This is a genomic window from Pseudoxanthomonas sp. UTMC 1351 (assembly GCF_040948865.1).
In the GTDB taxonomy this organism is placed as follows: Bacteria; Pseudomonadota; Gammaproteobacteria; order Xanthomonadales; family Xanthomonadaceae; genus Pseudoxanthomonas_A.
This window is the reverse complement of sequence record NZ_JAVGJT010000006.1, coordinates 203,493-220,215: the sequence shown is the minus strand read 5'-3', so window position 1 is coordinate 220,215 and position 16,723 is coordinate 203,493. Positions and strand designations below refer to the sequence as shown.

General features: G+C 62.2%; 13 protein-coding genes. 2 read left to right on the top strand and 11 right to left on the bottom strand.

The annotated features are described in order from the left end of the window. Positions 1-101: 101 nt before the first annotated feature. From clpB to AB6O04_RS04915, 3 genes are all read right to left on the bottom strand, one after another. Complete coding sequence (clpB, locus tag AB6O04_RS04925) at positions 102-2,702, bottom strand: ATP-dependent chaperone ClpB (protein WP_368562670.1); 2,601 nt, start codon at positions 2,700-2,702, stop codon at positions 102-104. Positions 2,703-3,082: 380 nt separating this feature from the next. Beyond that, positions 3,083-4,681 carry a hypothetical protein gene (locus AB6O04_RS04920; RefSeq protein WP_368562669.1) on the bottom strand — a complete coding sequence of 533 codons (1,599 nt, stop codon included), beginning with the start codon at positions 4,679-4,681 and terminating at the stop codon, positions 3,083-3,085. Between the two features lie 173 nt (positions 4,682-4,854). Then, complete coding sequence (locus tag AB6O04_RS04915) at positions 4,855-5,331, bottom strand: DUF3574 domain-containing protein (protein WP_368562668.1); 477 nt, start codon at positions 5,329-5,331, stop codon at positions 4,855-4,857. A gap of 472 nt (positions 5,332-5,803) precedes the next feature. Between AB6O04_RS04915 and AB6O04_RS04910 the strand changes: the two genes are divergently transcribed. After that, positions 5,804-8,251, top strand: coding sequence for a TonB-dependent receptor plug domain-containing protein (locus AB6O04_RS04910; protein ID WP_368562667.1), 2,448 nt, complete (start codon positions 5,804-5,806; stop codon positions 8,249-8,251). A 105-nt stretch (positions 8,252-8,356) separates the two neighbouring features. Here the strand turns inward: AB6O04_RS04910 and AB6O04_RS04905 are convergent, their stop codons facing one another. From AB6O04_RS04905 to rluD, 4 genes are read right to left on the bottom strand one after another with little or no spacing between them, the layout of a single operon-like run. After that, positions 8,357-8,773, bottom strand: a complete 417-nt coding sequence (locus AB6O04_RS04905) for a thiol-disulfide oxidoreductase DCC family protein (protein WP_368562666.1) — start codon at positions 8,771-8,773, stop codon at positions 8,357-8,359. Beyond that, entirely contained in the window at positions 8,763-9,302 is a 540-nt protein-coding gene (locus AB6O04_RS04900) for a DUF4166 domain-containing protein (RefSeq protein ID WP_368562665.1), read from the bottom strand. Before AB6O04_RS04900 ends, AB6O04_RS04905 begins: the two co-directional genes overlap by 11 nt. After that, entirely contained in the window at positions 9,287-10,123 is an 837-nt protein-coding gene (pgeF, locus tag AB6O04_RS04895) for a peptidoglycan editing factor PgeF (RefSeq protein WP_368562664.1), read from the bottom strand. Before pgeF ends, AB6O04_RS04900 begins: the two co-directional genes overlap by 16 nt. Then, positions 10,120-11,103: a 23S rRNA pseudouridine(1911/1915/1917) synthase RluD gene (rluD, locus tag AB6O04_RS04890; protein ID WP_368562662.1), complete on the bottom strand. Its 984-nt coding sequence runs from the start codon at positions 11,101-11,103 to the stop codon at positions 10,120-10,122. Before rluD ends, pgeF begins: the two co-directional genes overlap by 4 nt. 98 nt (positions 11,104-11,201) lie before the next feature. Here rluD and AB6O04_RS04885 point away from each other — a divergent pair, with 98 nt between their 5' ends. After that, positions 11,202-12,080: an outer membrane protein assembly factor BamD gene (locus tag AB6O04_RS04885; protein WP_368562661.1), complete on the top strand. Its 879-nt coding sequence runs from the start codon at positions 11,202-11,204 to the stop codon at positions 12,078-12,080. Between the two features lie 164 nt (positions 12,081-12,244). Here AB6O04_RS04885 and AB6O04_RS04880 read toward each other — a convergent pair whose 3' ends face one another. From AB6O04_RS04880 to sucC, 4 genes are all read right to left on the bottom strand, one after another. Then, positions 12,245-13,882 carry an NAD+ synthase gene (locus tag AB6O04_RS04880; protein WP_368562660.1) on the bottom strand — a complete coding sequence of 546 codons (1,638 nt, stop codon included), beginning with the start codon at positions 13,880-13,882 and terminating at the stop codon, positions 12,245-12,247. Between the two features lies 1 nt (position 13,883). After that, positions 13,884-14,303: an endonuclease domain-containing protein gene (locus AB6O04_RS04875; RefSeq protein WP_368562659.1), complete on the bottom strand. Its 420-nt coding sequence runs from the start codon at positions 14,301-14,303 to the stop codon at positions 13,884-13,886. A gap of 145 nt (positions 14,304-14,448) precedes the next feature. Then, positions 14,449-15,321, bottom strand: a complete 873-nt coding sequence (gene sucD / locus AB6O04_RS04870; protein ID WP_368562658.1) for a succinate--CoA ligase subunit alpha — start codon at positions 15,319-15,321, stop codon at positions 14,449-14,451. 130 nt (positions 15,322-15,451) lie between these two features. Continuing rightward, positions 15,452-16,615 carry an ADP-forming succinate--CoA ligase subunit beta gene (sucC, locus tag AB6O04_RS04865; protein ID WP_368562657.1) on the bottom strand — a complete coding sequence of 388 codons (1,164 nt, stop codon included), beginning with the start codon at positions 16,613-16,615 and terminating at the stop codon, positions 15,452-15,454. Positions 16,616-16,723: the final 108 nt, after the last annotated feature.

The following is a 16,723-nucleotide window of genomic DNA, read 5'->3' as shown; positions in this document are numbered from 1 at the left end:
GACGGCGGAGCAAAAGCAGCGGAGCAAGCTCCGCTCTACGACAAGCGCTATCTCGGGGCGCAGCCCCGCTCTTACGAAGTAACCGATTCGGCCTGCCTGTATCAGCTCCGCTTTACGAAGGACAACTGCCCACCCGCCGCTTCAACGACAACGGTGTCGCCCGCGCCGAATTCGCCTGACAGGATCTTCTGCGCCAAGGGATTCTCCAGCTGCGTCTGGATGGCGCGCTTCAACGGCCGCGCGCCATAAACCGGATCGAAGCCCACGTTGCCCAACAGCGTCAGCGCCGATTCGCTCAATTCAAACGCGATCTGCCGATCAGCCAGCCGCTTGGCCAGATACCGTGTCTGGATGCGGGCAATCTCGCGGATCTGCACCTTGTCCAGTGGATGGAAGACCACGATGTCATCCAGCCGGTTGATGAACTCCGGGCGGAAGTGCGCCTGCACCACACCCATCACCGCGGCCTTCATCTGGGTGTAGCTTTCCGGCGTGTCGCCCGACCCGCCACTATCGGACATGTCCTGGATCAGGCTGGAACCCAGATTGGAGGTCATCACGATGACAGTGTTGCGGAAATCCACCGTGCGTCCCTGGCCATCGGTCAGGCGTCCGTCGTCGAGCACCTGCAGCAGAATGTTGAATACATCCGGGTGCGCTTTCTCCACTTCGTCCAACAGAATGACGCTGTAAGGCCGGCGCCGTACCGCTTCGGTCAGATAACCGCCTTCCTCGTATCCCACGTAGCCCGGAGGTGCCCCGACCAAACGGCTGACCGCGTGCTTCTCCATGAACTCGCTCATGTCGATGCGGACCATGGCGTCGCTGCTGTCGAACAGGAACTCGGCCAGCGCTTTGCACAACTCGGTCTTGCCGACGCCGGTGGGGCCGAGGAACAGGAACGAGCCGCTGGGCCGTTCGGGATCCGACAGACCGGCGCGCGAGCGGCGCACCGCATCGGACACCACCTTGATGGCTTCTTCCTGCCCGATCACACGGCCACGCAACGAATCCTCCATCTTCAGCAGCTTTTCGCGCTCGCCTTCCAGCATCTTATTTACCGGAATGCCGGTCCAACGCGACACGACTTCCGCGATCTCCTCGTCGGTTACTTTGTCCTGCAGCAGCCGGAAACCCTTCTGCTCGACTTCCTGCGCGGCCGCCAACTGCTTTTCCAGCTCCGGCAACTGGCCGTACTGGATTTCGCTCATGCGCGCGTAATCCTGCTTGCGTTGCGCGGCCTCCAATTCCAGCTTGGCGCGTTCGATCTGTTCCTTGAGCTTGGTGGCACCCGTCAGCATGGCCTTCTCGGCCTTCCAGATTTCCTCCAGATCGTTGAACCCGCGCTGCAAGGATTCGATTTCGGTCTCGAGATCGGCCAGGCGCTGCTTGGACTGCGCGTCCTTTTCTTTTTTCAGGGCCTCGCGCTGGATCTTCAGCTGGATCAGCCGGCGCTCCATGCGGTCCATTTCTTCCGGCTTGGAGTCGATCTCCATGCGGATGCGGCTGGCGGCTTCGTCCATCAGGTCAATGGCCTTGTCCGGCAGCTGGCGGTCGGCGATGTAGCGGTGCGATAGCGTGGCGGCGGCGACGATGGCCGGGTCGGTGATTTCCACGCCATGATGCACGGCGTATTTTTCCTTTAACCCGCGCAGGATGGCGATGGTGTCCTCCACACTCGGCTCGCCGACGAACACCTTCTGGAAGCGACGTTCCAGTGCAGCGTCTTTTTCGACGTACTTGCGGTATTCGTCCAGCGTAGTGGCGCCAATGCAATGCAGCTCGCCGCGCGCCAGCGCCGGCTTCAGCATGTTGCCGGCATCCATGGAACCTTCCGCCTTGCCGGCGCCGACCATGGTATGCAGCTCATCGATGAAGAGAATGATCTGGCCTTCGTTCTTGGACAGATCGCTGAGCACCGCCTTCAAACGTTCTTCGAACTCACCGCGGAACTTGGCGCCCGCGATCAACGAACCCATGTCCAGCGACAGCACGCGCTTGCCGCGCAGTCCTTCCGGCACTTCGCCGTTGACGATGCGCTGGGCCAGTCCTTCGACGATGGCGGTCTTGCCCACGCCGGGCTCACCGATCAGCACCGGATTGTTCTTGGTGCGGCGTTGCAGGACCTGGATGGTGCGGCGGATCTCTTCGTCGCGTCCGATCACGGGGTCGAGCTTGCCTGATTCGGCCCGCTCGGTCAGATCGATCGTGTACTTCTCCAGCGCCTGACGCTGTTCTTCCGCATTCTCGGATTGCACTTTCTCGCCTCCACGCAGCTTGTCGATGGCAGCGCGGAGCTTCTGCTTGTCGACGCCGCTGGCTTTCAACTCAAGCCCCGCCGCGCTCATGTCGTCCAGCGCAGCCACCAGGAACCACTCGCTGGCGATGTACTGGTCGCCATTGTCCTGCGCCAGTTTGTCGGTGACGTTGAGCAACCGTGCCAGATCGTTGCCGATTGACAGGTTGCCGGCCTGGCCGGACACCTTGGGCAGCTTCTCCAGCGCTTCGCCCAGCCGCTCACGCAGCAGCGGGATGTTCGCGCCCGCTTGTGCCAGCAGCGGACGGGTGCTGCCGCCGCTCTGGTCCAGCAACGCGGTCAGCACGTGGATCGGTTCGATCATGTTGTGGTCGCGGCCCACGGCCAGCGATTGCGCGTCGGCCAGCGCCTGCTGGAAACGCGAGGTGAGCTTGTCCATCCGCATCGGGGATTCCTCAGAAAAGTAAGGCCAGCGTGTCCCGGCAATGCTATCCAGATGCGGTTAAAGGCGAGCGATTCAAGCCCACCGTGGAAAACCATTAGCCCTTGAATGAGCCTTATTCCAGCCTCTCCCTTGGAAAACCTGATTAGCGTCGAGTCTCAGCTTCCTTCTCCCTCTGGGAGAAGGTGCCCGGAGGGCGGATGAGGGAATGGCAGTGACTCGCCAGCGGATTCGTTACAAGCGGACACTCCATGCCCTCATCCGTCGCTGCGCGCCACCTTCTCCCGGAGGGAGAAGGGAAGGAGCCCAGCCGGCGTGATAGCGCCAAATCTCGCAACTAGATACGCGGCTGAGATTTGACGCTAATCAGGCAACAGCCGTCCTTATTGACCCATTTCGGGTTCCACATTCTTCTGCAACGACAACAACCCCAGCAACACCGCCAGCGCCACATAGGCACCAAAGAACTGCCACAGGATGATCTTCGGCAGACCCTCCACCGTCCAGGGCAAGTAGATACTGCCGCGCGCATCCACGGAGTGGATCAAGCCGAACAGGGTCAGCACGGCACCGACCAGCAGAACGCAGGCGGCACGGCGGAAGCGCTGGTCAATCATCGCCACCAGCGCGGTCGACCAGATCATCGCGGTGATGATGAAACCATTGCCCAGCGTGACGATGGCCGCCAGGTCCGGCAAGCCATGCCCTTCAATGCCGTTGTACAGCGCAGCGAAACGATCCGGTGCTATCCAAGCCGGATTACTCACCTTGATGACCAGCAAGTAGGCGATCGACGGCAGGAACGCCAGCGCTACCGCCGGCGCGTGCTTGCGCGGACTGTCGTGGAAGGCCTGCATCGTGATGTCCATGCCTACATAGACGATGATCGGCGCCAGCACGGCGATCGGCAGCCACTGCACCAACCCGGAGACATAACCCAGAACGCCGCCTAGGCCGATGAACAATCCGGTCAGCAGCGTGTAGCCCGTGCGCGCGCCCATGTGCTTGTAGGCAGGCTGGCCGATGTAGGGCGTGGTTTGCGCTACGCCGCCGCAGAATCCCGCGACCAATGTGGAAACAGCTTCGGCCAGCAGCACGTCGCGGGTACGGTAGTCGTCGCCGGCTGCACGCGCGCTTTCGCTGACGTTGATGCCGCCCACCACCATCAGCAAACCGAACGGCAGCAACAGCGGCAGATAAGGCACGGTGTAAGGAAGACCTTCCAGGAAGCCAAGCGTCGGTAGCGGCAAGGTGAAGGTCAGCGGCACCGCTTTAGGCAACGCAAAACCCGGCGCTCCCATTCCGGCCAGGCCCAGTCCGTAATACAACGCGGTGCCAACGATGAAGGCCAGCAGCACGCCGGGAATCTTCACCGGCAACTTGCCTTTCGCGACCAGCACGTACAACAACAGCCCGAAGGTCACCAGCCCGACCACGGGCGAACGCAGCGTTTCGATCAGCGGAAGAAAGCCCAGCAAGGTCAACGCCGCGCCACCGATCGAACCCAGCAACGCCGCGCGCGGTACCGCGCGAGTGATGGCATCGCCGAAGAACGACAGCACCAACTTCAACAAGCCCATCACCACCAGCGAAGCCATGCCCAGTTGCCATGTGGCGATCGCTGCCGCCTGCGCATCCAGTCCTTGCTGCTTGAAAGCGACGAACGATGGACCCAGCACCAACAATGCCATGCCGATGCTGGTAGGCGCATCCAGTCCCAGCGGCATCGCGGTCACGTCGTCACGACCGGTCTTCAATGCAAGCCGGCGTGCCATCCAGGTGTAGATGAGATTCCCCACCAGCACGCCCAGCGCGGTGCCAGGGAACATGCGGGTGAACACTACTTCCGCGGGGAACTGGAAGATGCCGATCAGCGCCGCGGAGATGAAGCCCAGGATGGACAGGTTGTCCACCACCAAGCCAAAGAAGCCATTGAGGTCACCAGCGACGAACCAGCGGGGGCGAGATGGGGAGGAGGTCATGACGGCCTTGGAAGTCAGAGACGGAGTAATGGTGTCATAGGGTGGGCCCTGGCCCACCGTTGCCATGCCGAGAATGCGCAAAAATTACATCGGAGTTGTTCGGCTGGTGGTCGGGAAAATTCGATGATTGCCATCGCTGTTTGAGGCATGGCAATGGTGGGCCGGGGCCCACCCTAGAACGACACTTCCGCTGCCTGTTGCGACCACAGCACCGACTGGTGCTTGGTGGCCTGCTTCCACGCTAAGCGAATGGCTTCGATATCGGCCCGCCGCTGCGGCGTGTTCTCATGCAGGACCACCAGCACTTTGGAGTTCAGCCGCTCCGGCCCCTGCGCTCCGCGAAACAACCATTGCCCGTACGCGTCGAACACCGTCAGCCCATCGGGAAAACGCGGCGTCACTTCCTTGTCCAGGAACGCACGCCATTGCGCCTCGGTGATGGCGTTCTTCTCGTCGCCCTCGGTGCCCACACCGAAATACAACTCGCTACGTACCCAGCCCTGCACCTGCGCCGGACGCGCCGCATCGCCTTGCATCGTCGCGGTGGTTGCGCCTGGAGTAGTTGCATCGGAGCTGGCAGCTACCGGCAGCTGGCTCGCACAACCGCCAAGGCCCAACAACAAAGCCAACAAAACAGCACGCAATGGCATGGAACGACTCCTCTTGTGGAAGCGGCACTCAACTTGTTGAGTGCCTTCATTTTTCCCTCCCTCGCGTTGCGGGGGAGGGCAAGGGTGGGGGGAAATTGATTCGGCCTTTTCCAGGATGGATTTTTTCCGAATCAATTGAAAGCGGGTCACTGTCGGCGCAGCGACGGCCTTCCCCGAAATAACCAATCGGCATGTCCACATAGACAGCCGCCATGGTATGGATACACACGTATGTGTACTGTATTGCTTTATCCGGATGGAAAGATAATCCCCCCGGCTGCGCAAACAAGAAAAAGATCCACTCCGATGCCCATGCTACCGATCCCCCGTCACCCCGCCCGCGCAGCACGCGTGCAGTGCACGGTTGATTGTTGACGACTGCATCCCGCCGGATCGCCGCAGCGGCGGCCGCCTTCACGCAAACAGCCTTTACCTAAGCAACTCGTTGCCATTCCACCCCACAGGAGTCCGCATGTCCCGTTCCTCCATAGCGCCGCTCGGCGTCGCCATTGCCTTGGCGCTCACCAGTCCGGCGTTCGCGCAAAGCACCTCCCCTAGCGCGTCCGGCGATACCATCGATCTGGACAAGGTCATCGTGACCGGCACCCGCGCACGCGACCGCACCGTGCTGGAATCCACTTCGCCCATTGACGTGCTGACAGCCGAGGATATCCGCAAGGCAGGCGTGCTGAATGGGGAGCTGGGCGGTGCGCTGCAGGCACTATTGCCTTCCTTCAATTTCCCGCGCCAATCCAACTCCGGCGGTGCCGACCATGTGCGTGCCGCGCAACTGCGCGGACTCAGCCCCAATCAGGTGCTGGTGCTGGTCAACGGCAAGCGACGCCACACCAGCGCATTGGTCAATACCGACAGCAAGATCGGCAAGGGCAATACGCCGGTCGATTTCAATGCCATCCCCGTCAGCGCGATCAAGCGCATCGAAGTGCTGCGCGACGGTGCCGGCGCACAGTACGGCTCCGATGCCGTGGCCGGCGTGATCAATGTGATTCTCAACGACGCTCCGGAAGGCGGCGCGTGGGAGGCCAGCTATGGCGCGCATCACACTGATGTGGAACCGATCAATCAAACGTTGACCGACGGTCAATCCGCTTTCGTGAGCGGTCAGGTCGGCAGCCGGTTAGGCGACGACGGTGGATTCTTCCGCGTCGGGTTCGAATACAAGAACCGCGAGCCCACCAACCGCGCCGGGTTCGACCAGATCCCGTTCTTCGAAGAACAGACACCCGACAATCTGGCGCTGGCAGGCCGGCGCAACTATGTGCTGGGCGACGGCTCATCCAAAGCCATCAATGCATGGCTCAACAGCGAAATTCCACTGGGCGAACTTACCGAGTTCTACGCCTTCGGCACGTATCACCAGAGCGACACAGAAGGCGCCAACTACTTCCGCTATCCCGATGGCGTGGCCAACTGGAAGGAGGTCTATCCCAATGGCTATCGTCCCATTTCCGAGGGCGAGAACCTGGATATCGCCGGCGTGGCCGGTGTGCGCGGGCAATGGGGCGACTGGGACTACGATGCCAGCCTCAACTACGGCCGTAACGAATTCACCTATCGCCTGCGCAATTCGCTCAATGCCTCGCTGGGTCCGGGAAGCCCCACTCGCTTCAAGACTGGCGACTACGAATTCCAACAAACGTTGTTCAATTTCGATCTGAGCCGCGTTTTTGGCCAGGGCGACAACACACATACCTTCGGCACCGGTGTGGAATTCCGTCGCGAGGATTTCGAAACCGGCGCAGGCGATCCGGCATCGTATGTCGCGGGACCGTTCACCGATCGTCCCACTGGCTCGCAGGCGGGCGGCGGTCTTACTCCGCGGGACACCGCGGACCTGAGCCGCGATGTATCCAGCATCTACGCCAGCCTCAGTAGCCAGTTCGGCGAAAAGTTCTTCACCGACCTCGCCACGCGCTATGAACACTACGACGACTTTGGTGGCGAGCTGACAGGCAAGCTGGCGGCGCGCTATGAATTCGTCCCGGCGTTCGCGATGCGCGGCTCGGTGTCGAACAATTTCCGCGCGCCGTCGCTGAGCCAGATCGGCTTCGAGTCCACTTCCACCGGTTACGACGCGTCCGGCCAACTTCTGCAGGGCCGGTTGTTGTCGGTCAACAACCCTATTGCTCGTGCTCTCGGCGCGCAGGATCTGCAGCCTGAGAAGTCGGTGAACTTCAGCGTGGGCTTCACCAGCCAGATCGGTGAGCACCTGGACCTGTCGCTGGATGTGTTCCGTATCGATATCGACGATCGCGTTGCGTTGACCGAACGTATCACCGGCGAAGCGCTGACCGAGTTCGTACAGGACAACTTCGGCGTGCCTGGTGTGCAGAGCGCCAACTTCTTCATCAACGCCGCCGACACGCGTACCGAAGGCGCCGAATTGGTCGCCAATTGGCGCCAGAAGTTGGGCGGTGGCGACCTGCTATTGACCGGCACCTACAGCTACGCGAAGACCGAAATCAAACGAATCGCCACGACGCCCGACGCATTGCTGACGATCGATCCCAGCTACGTGCTGTTCGGCGTTGAAGAGAGCAATACGCTGACCGATGCCGCGCCGCGCACGCGCGGGGTAATCAGCGCCAACTGGGGCAACGACGACTGGTCGCTACTGGGGCGCGTCAGTCGACATGGCAGCGCCAAGCGCGTGTTCAACTTCGGCGGCGGTTTCGAGCCCGAACAACGTTACGGTGCCGAATGGCAGCTGGATGCAGAGGTGGAATACCGCCTCACGCCGCAACTGAGTCTGGCTATCGGTGGTTTGAACCTGACCGACGAATATCCGGACCTGTCCAACGAAGACATCTACTACTTCCGCAACCTGCCCTACGACGTGCTATCGCCTATCGGCAGCAACGGCGCGTATTACTACACCAGGGTCCGGTATACGTTCTGACAGTGACGTGTTCTTGTAGGAGCGCCGTCCCGGCGCGAGCTCTTCGCTTCTATCGCGATCTGACGGGAAGAGCTCGCGCCGAGACGGCGCTCCTACTATGTGGGGTCAATCTATAAATCTGGCTCTTTGCGCTTCGTCAGGCACGTGGCAAACGGTGGTGCCGAACAAACGATAGCGGTTGCGGGCAATGGCGCGATAGATCGGATCGCGGACAACCCGCGGCACCAGCGAGATCAGCATCGCTACCCGCCAAACTCCACCCAACCCCATCAGCACCCGCCGTATCGCGTCGCTGTCTGTCCAGGCGCGGCCGTCCTCTACCAGGAGGAACGATGCCGGATCGTCGGCATCCAGCCCATGCACCGATAGCAGCGCCTTGCCGCTCTTCGACTGCATCGCCGCAAAGCGATACCTGCCTACAGGATCGTGCCGCAACAGAAAGCGCACCCAACCGTTGCACAACACGCAGATGCCATCGAAGACGATGATGGGGCCGGACGATAACGGTGGATCAAGCGGCATCCAGCCATCCCCGGTAGTGCACCAGCAAACCGGCAATCGGCATCGAAGCCGACACATCGAAATAGTAGCGGCCACGTTCATCAACCGATTCCCGCGCCTGCACCGATCGAAACCAACGAGACGGAAACGGCACGCCCAGGGTATGCACGCTTGCGACTCGCCAAACAATGGCGCCCTCTTCCACCGTCAATCGGAAACCGAAACGCGCCAGGCCCAGTTGTTCGCATAGCAAACCGTCCTGCATCCACAACCGCGACGGCATCGCCGCAGCGCCGATCTTGCGGACCCAGGACTCGCCGTGTTCGTTGGCATCGATGTCGACTTCGATCACGCCACAGCCCGCGGGTGGAAGTCTCGTCGCCCACGCGAGCAGTTGCGCAAGTGGATTGCGATCGCGGTTCACTTCGACCTGTCCACGGTAGCGATGCAGGCCTGCCCGCGAATGCAGCGCCTGCACCACGAGCGGCAGCGTATGGAAGTCATCGCCCAGCACGCGCTGGAACAAAGGCTGGTTTACCGCTGCATCCACACCAAGGTCGCCATGCGGCCCGTGCGCGCGTCGCGCCGGTGCGAATAGAAGCGCTGCGAGTCGGAAATGGTGCAAAGATCGCCGCCGAAAATCCGGGTGACGCCGGCATCGGCCAGACGCTGGCGCGCCAGCGCATACAAATCTACTTTCCAATGCCCTGGGCGTGTGGCGACGAAGGCGGACGCCGCGCGAGCATCGCGCGAAACGAAAGCATCGAACACTTCCTGCCCGATCTCATAAGCCTGCGGTCCCGCAGCCGGCCCTAGCCAAGCGATGAGGCGCTCCGGCGCAACATCCATCGCAGCCACTGTGTTTTCCAGCACACCGCCCGCCAATCCGCGCCAGCCCGCGTGCGCCGCGCCGACCGCACTGCCATCATCAGCGGCGAACACCACCGGCAGGCAATCTGCGGTGAGTATCGCCAGAACGGTGCCGGGGGTGGAGGTTACAGAAGCGTCGGCGATGGGTTCTGCCCCCTCCCCTGCGAAGGCAGGGGAGGGTTGGGGAGGGGTGCTGTTGGATTCACGAGATTCTGAAGCCACCCCCTCCCAGCCTCCCCCTGCCTTCGCAGGGGGAGGGGCGGAAAGCCTGATCACGTCCACCCCATGCACCTGCTGCAGCCAATGCGGCGAGGACGGAAGCGCAAAGCGTTCGACCAGCTCCGCACGATTCGTAGCCACTACCAACGGATCATCGCCACAGCGGGCACCCAGGTTGAAGTGATCGAATGGCGGCAGCGACACGCCCGCGCCATACCGCAACGTGGTGAACGCGTTGATTCCCGGCGGCGCCGGCCAATCCGCGCGGAGTGCCGCATTCATCCGCGATGCGCCTCGCTGTCCGCGCGCAGGGCGGCCATCAGCGTCAGCATGTCGGCGGGTACCGGCGCGGATACGCGGACCGGCTCGCCGGTGCGGGGATGCTTGAACTCCAGCGTTTCGGCATGCAGCGCCTGCCGCTTGAACCCGCGCAAGGCAGCGACCAGTTCTTCGCTGGCACCCTTCGGCAATTTCAACGGTCCGCCATACAACGGGTCGCCGACGATGGGGTACTTGATGTGCGCCATATGCACGCGGATCTGGTGGGTGCGGCCGGTCTCCAGACGGCACTCCAGCGCCGTGTGTGCGCGGAAGCGTTCACGCAGCCGGTAATGAGTGACGGCTTCGCGGCCGTCCTCGCGCACACCCATCTTCAAGCGGTCGCGCGGATGCCGATCGATCGCCATGTTGGCCGTGCCACCACTGACCATCGCGCCGACCACGATCGCCAGATACTGGCGATGCACCTCACGCGACGACAGTTGCGCGACCAGCGCGGTATGCGCCTGCAGGTTGCGCGCCACCACCATCACGCCGGAGGTGTCCTTATCCAGGCGGTGCACGATGCCGGCGCGCGGCAAAGTCTCCAGCGTGGCGTCCCGGTGGAGCAATGCATTGACCAGCGTGCCGGTCGGATTGCCGGCGCCGGGATGCACCACCAGCCCCGCAGGCTTGTTCAATACGAAAACGTCGACGTCTTCGTAAAGGACCTCCAGCGGGATGTCTTCGGCCAGGGCGTGGGTCTGGGTTTCCAGCACTACGTCCAGGCTGGCGACCTGGCCACCATGCACCGGATCGCGCGGTCGGACGGCCTGGCCGTCCAGCCGCGCGTCACCGGACTTGATCCATTCGGCCAGACGGGAGCGGGAGAATTCAGGGAAAAGCTCCGCCAGCACTGCATCGAAGCGGCGGCCGGACGCATTGTCCGGCACCGTGGCGGTGCGCGAGGGGGTCGAAGAATTTGCGTTGGGGGTATCTGTCATGCGGGGAAAGACGGCACGTTGGCCGATTGTTCATGGCTTGGGCGGCGCCTAGGCTATCATCGACACCCTGTTTCCCTGCCGCGGCTTGCCGCCAGCCCATGACCCAGCGCGTCCCAACCCGTTTTACCGCCTCTGCCCGACTCATCGTCCTGATCCTGGCGATCGCCATTACCGGAACCGGCTGCGGCAAGATCTTCAAGCGCGACAAGGACAATGCGGAAGGCCAGCCGGTCGAAGCCCTTTACGAAAAAGCGCACGGCGCCATGACCAAGGGCAACTGGGACCGCGCGGAGACCACTTTCCGCCAGCTGATCGCCCAGTATCCCTACGGGCCGTACACCGAGCAGGCGTTGATGGAAACCGCCTACGCCCAGTACAAGGCCGGCAAGATGGACGATGCGGTGTCGACGATCGACCGTTTTATCCGCACCTACCCGACCCAGCGCAACATCCCGTACATGTACTACCTGCGCGGTCTGGCCAATTCCGGCCGCGATACCGTGTTCCTGCAGAAGGTCTGGAGCCTGGACGCCAGCCGGCGCGACCTGTCCACGCCGATGCAGGGCTATAGCGACCTGAACATCGTCGCCGAGCGCTACCCCAACAGCCGCTATGCCGCCGATGCGCGCAAACGCATGATGGCGCTGCGCGACCAGTTCGCTCAGCACGAGCTGGACTCTGCCGTCTACTACCTGCGTCGCCAAGCCTGGGTGTCGGCCGCCAGCCGCGCTCGCTACCTGCTGGAAACCTATCCGCAAAGCACCCACCAGAACGATGCCGTCGCGGTGCTGGCCGAGGCCTACACCCATCTGGGCAACGAAGCGCTTGCCAATGATGCCAAGCGGGTATTGGAACTCAACGATCCCCAGCATCCCTGGCTGGCCGGAAAGTGGCCGGATTATCCTTGGATGGTCCGCAAGTTGAATCCGTTTGCTGGCGAAAAATCGATCAATACGACCGATCGCAAGCGCGACTGAAATCGCGCAGCGATGAGGTGAGAAAAAGGGCCGCAAGGCCCTTTTTCTTTGTCAACAGACCTGTGAACCGCCCCTTCCCCGCGTGCGGGGGAAGGCTGGGATGGGGGCAAAAGTACGGGGCAGGCTCTTCCCCCCGCACGCGGGGGAAGGGGCTGAATCACGACTCAGGCGGGGTACTTGTTGGTGATCGGATAGCGCCGTTCACGGCCGAAGGCGCGCCGTGACACCTTGGGCCCGGGTGCGGCCTGATGGCGCTTCCACTCATTGATGCGCACCAGCCGCAGCATTCTGTCCACGGTCTCGGCATCGAATCCCGCGGCGACGATTTCGTCGCGCGACTGTTCCTGGTCGACGTAGCGGAACAGGATGGCGTCCAGCACGTCGTACGGCGGCAGCGAATCCTGATCAGTCTGGTTCTCGCGTAGCTCGGCTGATGGTGGCCGAGTGATGACAGCCTCCGGAATCACAGGCGATCCACCAACGGTATTGCGCCAACGCGCCAGCGCAAATACTTCGGTCTTGTACAGATCCTTGATGGGCGCGTAGCCGCCGCACATGTCGCCGTAGATGGTGGCGTACCCCACGGCGTACTCGCTCTTGTTGCCCGTGGTCAGCAACAGCCCGCCTAGTTTGTTGCTGAGCGCCATCATGATCGCGCCACGGCTGCGCGATTGCAGGTTTTCTTCGGTGGCATCCACCTCCAAACCAGCGAAGACCGGCGACAGCGCTTCCATGAAGCCCTTGAACGGCGCCTCGATGGAGATGGTTTCCAGCTTCACGCCCATCGCCTCGCACTGTTCGGCAGCCAGGTCATTGGATAAACCCGCCGTATAACGCGAAGGCAGCCGCACTGCGGTAACGTTTTCGGCGCCTAAGGCATCGACAGCCATCGCCAATACCACGGCCGAATCGATGCCGCCCGACAATCCCAACCAGACTTTCTTGAAGCCGTTCTTGCCACAGTAATCGCGCACACCGCGCACAATGGCACGCCAAGCGAGCGCATCGCGGCTTTCGTCGCCATCGTCCATCCACTGCACCGCGTTGAAACGGCGCGTGGAGGCATCGAAATCCACGACCAACCATTGATCGGTGAACGCCGCGGCCGCTGGATGTACCACCGCGTCACCATCGGCAACGACCGAGGCACCATCGAATACCAGCGCATCCTGTCCACCAACAACGTTCAGATACGCCAATCCCACGCCGGTCTCTTTGATCCGCATGGTTAGCAGCGCGTCCCGTTGCGCGTGCTTGTCGCGTTCGAATGGCGATGCGTTTGGAACCACGACCAGTTCGGCGCCAGCGGTCGCCGTTTCCGCCAAGGGTTCGGGAAACCACAAGTCTTCGCAGATCACCAAGCCCACTTGCACGCCCTTCATCTCGAACACGCACGTGCCGCCGTCGGGGTCTACATCGAAATAGCGGCGCTCGTCGAACACCGCGTAGTTCGGCAATTCGCGCTTACGGTAGGTGGTTTCGATGGCGCCATCGCGCAGCACGCTGGCAGCGTTATAGACCACGCTGCCCACCGATTGCGGCCAGCCGACCACCGCCACGATGCCATGCGTGGTCGCCGCCAAATGACGCAGAGCGCTTTCGCAATCGGACAGGAAACGCGGCCGCAGCAGCAGATCTTCCGGCGGATAACCGCTGATCGCCAACTCAGGAAACATCACCACGTCCGCGCCGTATTCATCGCGCGCCTCGGCGATCATCGCTTCAATGCGCTCGGCGTTCTGCGCCACCGCGCCGACGGGGAAATCGAATTGGGCCAGGGCGATGCGGAGGATACGGGACATGTCAGCCTTCTGGTTCAGCCCCTTCCCCCGTCTGCGGGGGAAGAGCCTGCCCCGTACTTGATACGGGGTTGGGATGGGGGCAAGCCTCCGAAAGCCGCTGCGCGATCACCGCACGGACACCCTCCAGATTCGCCAGGACATCATTATTCCAGAACCTCAGCACTCTAAAGCCTTGCCTCGCCAAGTAGCTGTCGCGAGCAGCGTCGCTCGCCGACTCCAGATGCTGACCGCCGTCCACCTCAATGATCAAACTGGCTGCCAAGCAAGCGAAATCAGCGACATACGGGCCGACAGGCATTTGACACCTGAACCGATATCCGTCGAGTTGCTGTGCTTTAAGTATCGACCATAGCTTGCGCTCGGCCAGCGTCATGTCCTTGCGGAGTTCACATGCGCGATCGCGCTTTTGTCCATTTCGCATACGCACTTCCTGTGCTTTGTCGTCGTTGGCGACATTTTGCCCCCATCCCAGCCTTCCCCCGCAATCGGGGGAAGGGGCGATCCGCCGCGCATGGCATGAAAAGGCCGCCAAAAGGCGGCCTTTTTTGTCTCACATTTGGGAACGCTTACTTCAACCGCGAAGCAATCGCCGCACCCAAGTCACCGGGCGAACGCACCGTAGTGATGCCGGCCGCTTCCATCGCGGCGAATTTGCCTTCCGCGGTGCCCTTGCCGCCCGAGGCGATGGCGCCGGCGTGGCCCATGCGCTTGCCGGCCGGAGCCGAGGCGCCGGCGATGAAGCCGACCACTGGCTTCTTGACGTGCTTGGCGATGTATTCGGCGCCTTCTTCTTCCGCCGAACCGCCGATCTCGCCGACCATGATGATGCCTTCGGTCTGCGGATCTTCGTTGAACAGCTTCAGGCAGTCGACGAAGTTCAGGCCATTGATCGGGTCGCCGCCGATGCCGATGCAGGTGCTCTGGCCCAGGCCGACGGCCGTGGTCTGGTGCACCGCTTCATAGGTCAGCGTGCCCGAACGCGACACGATGCCGATCTTGCCCGGCTTGTGGATGTGGCCCGGCATGATGCCGATCTTGCACTCGCCCGGGGTGATGATGCCGGGGCAGTTGGGACCGATCAGGGTCACGCCCGGGTAACCCTTCAGCGTGTTCTTGACGCGCAGCATGTCCAGCACCGGGATGCCTTCGGTAATCGTCACGATGACCTTGATGCCGGCATCGGCCGCTTCCAGGATGGCATCGGCCGCGAACGGCGGCGGCACGTAGATGACCGAGGCGTCGGCGCCAGTACCTTCGACCGCTTCACGCACGGTGTTGAACACCGGCAGTTCGATATGGGTGGTGCCGCCCTTGCCCGGGGTTACGCCACCGACCACCTGGGTACCGTATTCCACCATCTGGGTGGCGTGGAAGGTGCCCTGCTGGCCGGTGAAGCCCTGGACGATGACCTTCGTGTTCTTGTTGACCAAAACGCTCATGAATTCTTCCTAGTCTGGTTTTGAGCCCTTCCCTCGCTTGCGGGGGGGAAGGGTTGGGATGGGGGCAGCCGTCAAAAGCGCCCCCACCCTAGCCCTCCCCCGCAAGCGGAGGAGGGGACCAAAAAAACGATCAGGCGGCGACCGCAGCGACGGCTTTCTTGGCGCCGTCGTTGATGTCGTCCGCCGGGGTGATGGCCAGGCCGGAGTCACGCAGCAGCGTCTTGCCGGCTTCCACGTTGGTGCCTTCCAGGCGCACGATCACCGGCACCTTGACGCCCACGTCCTTGACCGCGGCGATGATGCCTTCGGCGATCATGTCGCAGCGGACAATGCCGCCGAAGATGTTGACGAAGATCGCCTTCACCTTGTCCGAGGACAGGATCAGCTTGAACGCCGTGGTCACGCGTTCCTTGGTGGCGCCACCGCCGACGTCCAGGAAGTTGGCCGGCTCGCCGCCGTTGAGCTTGATCACGTCCATGGTGGCCATCGCCAGACCCGCGCCATTGACCATGCAGCCGATGTTGCCGTCCATGGTGACGTAGTTGAGGTCATGCTCGGAAGCCAGCACTTCGGTCTCGTCTTCCTGCGCCTTGTCGCGCATGGCGACCAGGTCTGGGTGGCGGAAGCTGGCGTTGTCGTCGGAATTGACCTTGCCATCCAGCACGGCCAGATCGCCGTTGGTAAGGATGGCCAGCGGGTTCAACTCGACCAGCGCCAGGTCCTTTTCATTGAACAGCTTGTACAGGCCCATCATGATCTTGGTCAGCTGGTTGACCTGCTTGGCGTTCAAGCCCAGCTTGAAGCCGATCTCGCGGCACTGGTAAGGCTGCAGGCCCTGGACGAAGTTGACGTCCAGCTGATGAATGAGTTCGGGCGTTTCAGCGGCAACCTTCTCGATTTCCACACCGCCTTCGCTGGAGGTGATGAAGGTGACGGCCTGCGTGGCGCGGTCCACCAGCACCGACAAGTACAGCTCCTTGGCGATATCGGTGCCTTCGGAAATCAGCACGGTGTCGATGGGCAGGGCCACGCCGGCGGACTGATAGGTCGCCATCTTGGTGCCCAGCATCGCGGCGGCGTACTGTTTCACTTCGTCCAGGGTCTTGGCCAGCTTGACGCCGCCGGCTTTACCGCGGCCGCCCGCGTGAATCTGGGCCTTGACCACCCAGAGATCGCCGGGGATGGACTTCGCGGCTTCTACCGCTTCTTCCGGCGTGCGCGCGACGCGCCCGGCCGGGACTGCAATGCCATATTCGGCAAACAGTTGTTTTGCCTGGTATTCGTGGAAATTCATGCGTCACCGTGGGTAGGGAACAGAAGTAAAGCAAGCACTTCGCCCGCAGCCGGACCTGGCAAAACGCCTCCAGGCGGCTCGGGCGAGCCCCCTATTGTGGCCGACCCG

Coding starts and splice junctions, on each gene's coding strand:
- AB6O04_RS04910 (WP_368562667.1), top strand. CDS start 5,804: ATGTCCCGTTCCTCCATAGCGCCGCTCGGCGTCGCCATTGCCTTGGCG.
- sucD (WP_368562658.1), bottom strand. CDS start 15,321: ATGAGCGTTTTGGTCAACAAGAACACGAAGGTCATCGTCCAGGGCTTC.
- AB6O04_RS04920 (WP_368562669.1), bottom strand. CDS start 4,681: ATGACCTCCTCCCCATCTCGCCCCCGCTGGTTCGTCGCTGGTGACCTC.
- AB6O04_RS04915 (WP_368562668.1), bottom strand. CDS start 5,331: ATGCCATTGCGTGCTGTTTTGTTGGCTTTGTTGTTGGGCCTTGGCGGT.
- AB6O04_RS04875 (WP_368562659.1), bottom strand. CDS start 14,303: ATGCGAAATGGACAAAAGCGCGATCGCGCATGTGAACTCCGCAAGGAC.
- clpB (WP_368562670.1), bottom strand. CDS start 2,702: ATGCGGATGGACAAGCTCACCTCGCGTTTCCAGCAGGCGCTGGCCGAC.
- AB6O04_RS04885 (WP_368562661.1), top strand. CDS start 11,202: ATGACCCAGCGCGTCCCAACCCGTTTTACCGCCTCTGCCCGACTCATC.
- rluD (WP_368562662.1), bottom strand. CDS start 11,103: ATGACAGATACCCCCAACGCAAATTCTTCGACCCCCTCGCGCACCGCC.
- AB6O04_RS04905 (WP_368562666.1), bottom strand. CDS start 8,773: ATGCCGCTTGATCCACCGTTATCGTCCGGCCCCATCATCGTCTTCGAT.
- AB6O04_RS04880 (WP_368562660.1), bottom strand. CDS start 13,882: ATGTCCCGTATCCTCCGCATCGCCCTGGCCCAATTCGATTTCCCCGTC.
- sucC (WP_368562657.1), bottom strand. CDS start 16,615: ATGAATTTCCACGAATACCAGGCAAAACAACTGTTTGCCGAATATGGC.
- pgeF (WP_368562664.1), bottom strand. CDS start 10,123: ATGAATGCGGCACTCCGCGCGGATTGGCCGGCGCCGCCGGGAATCAAC.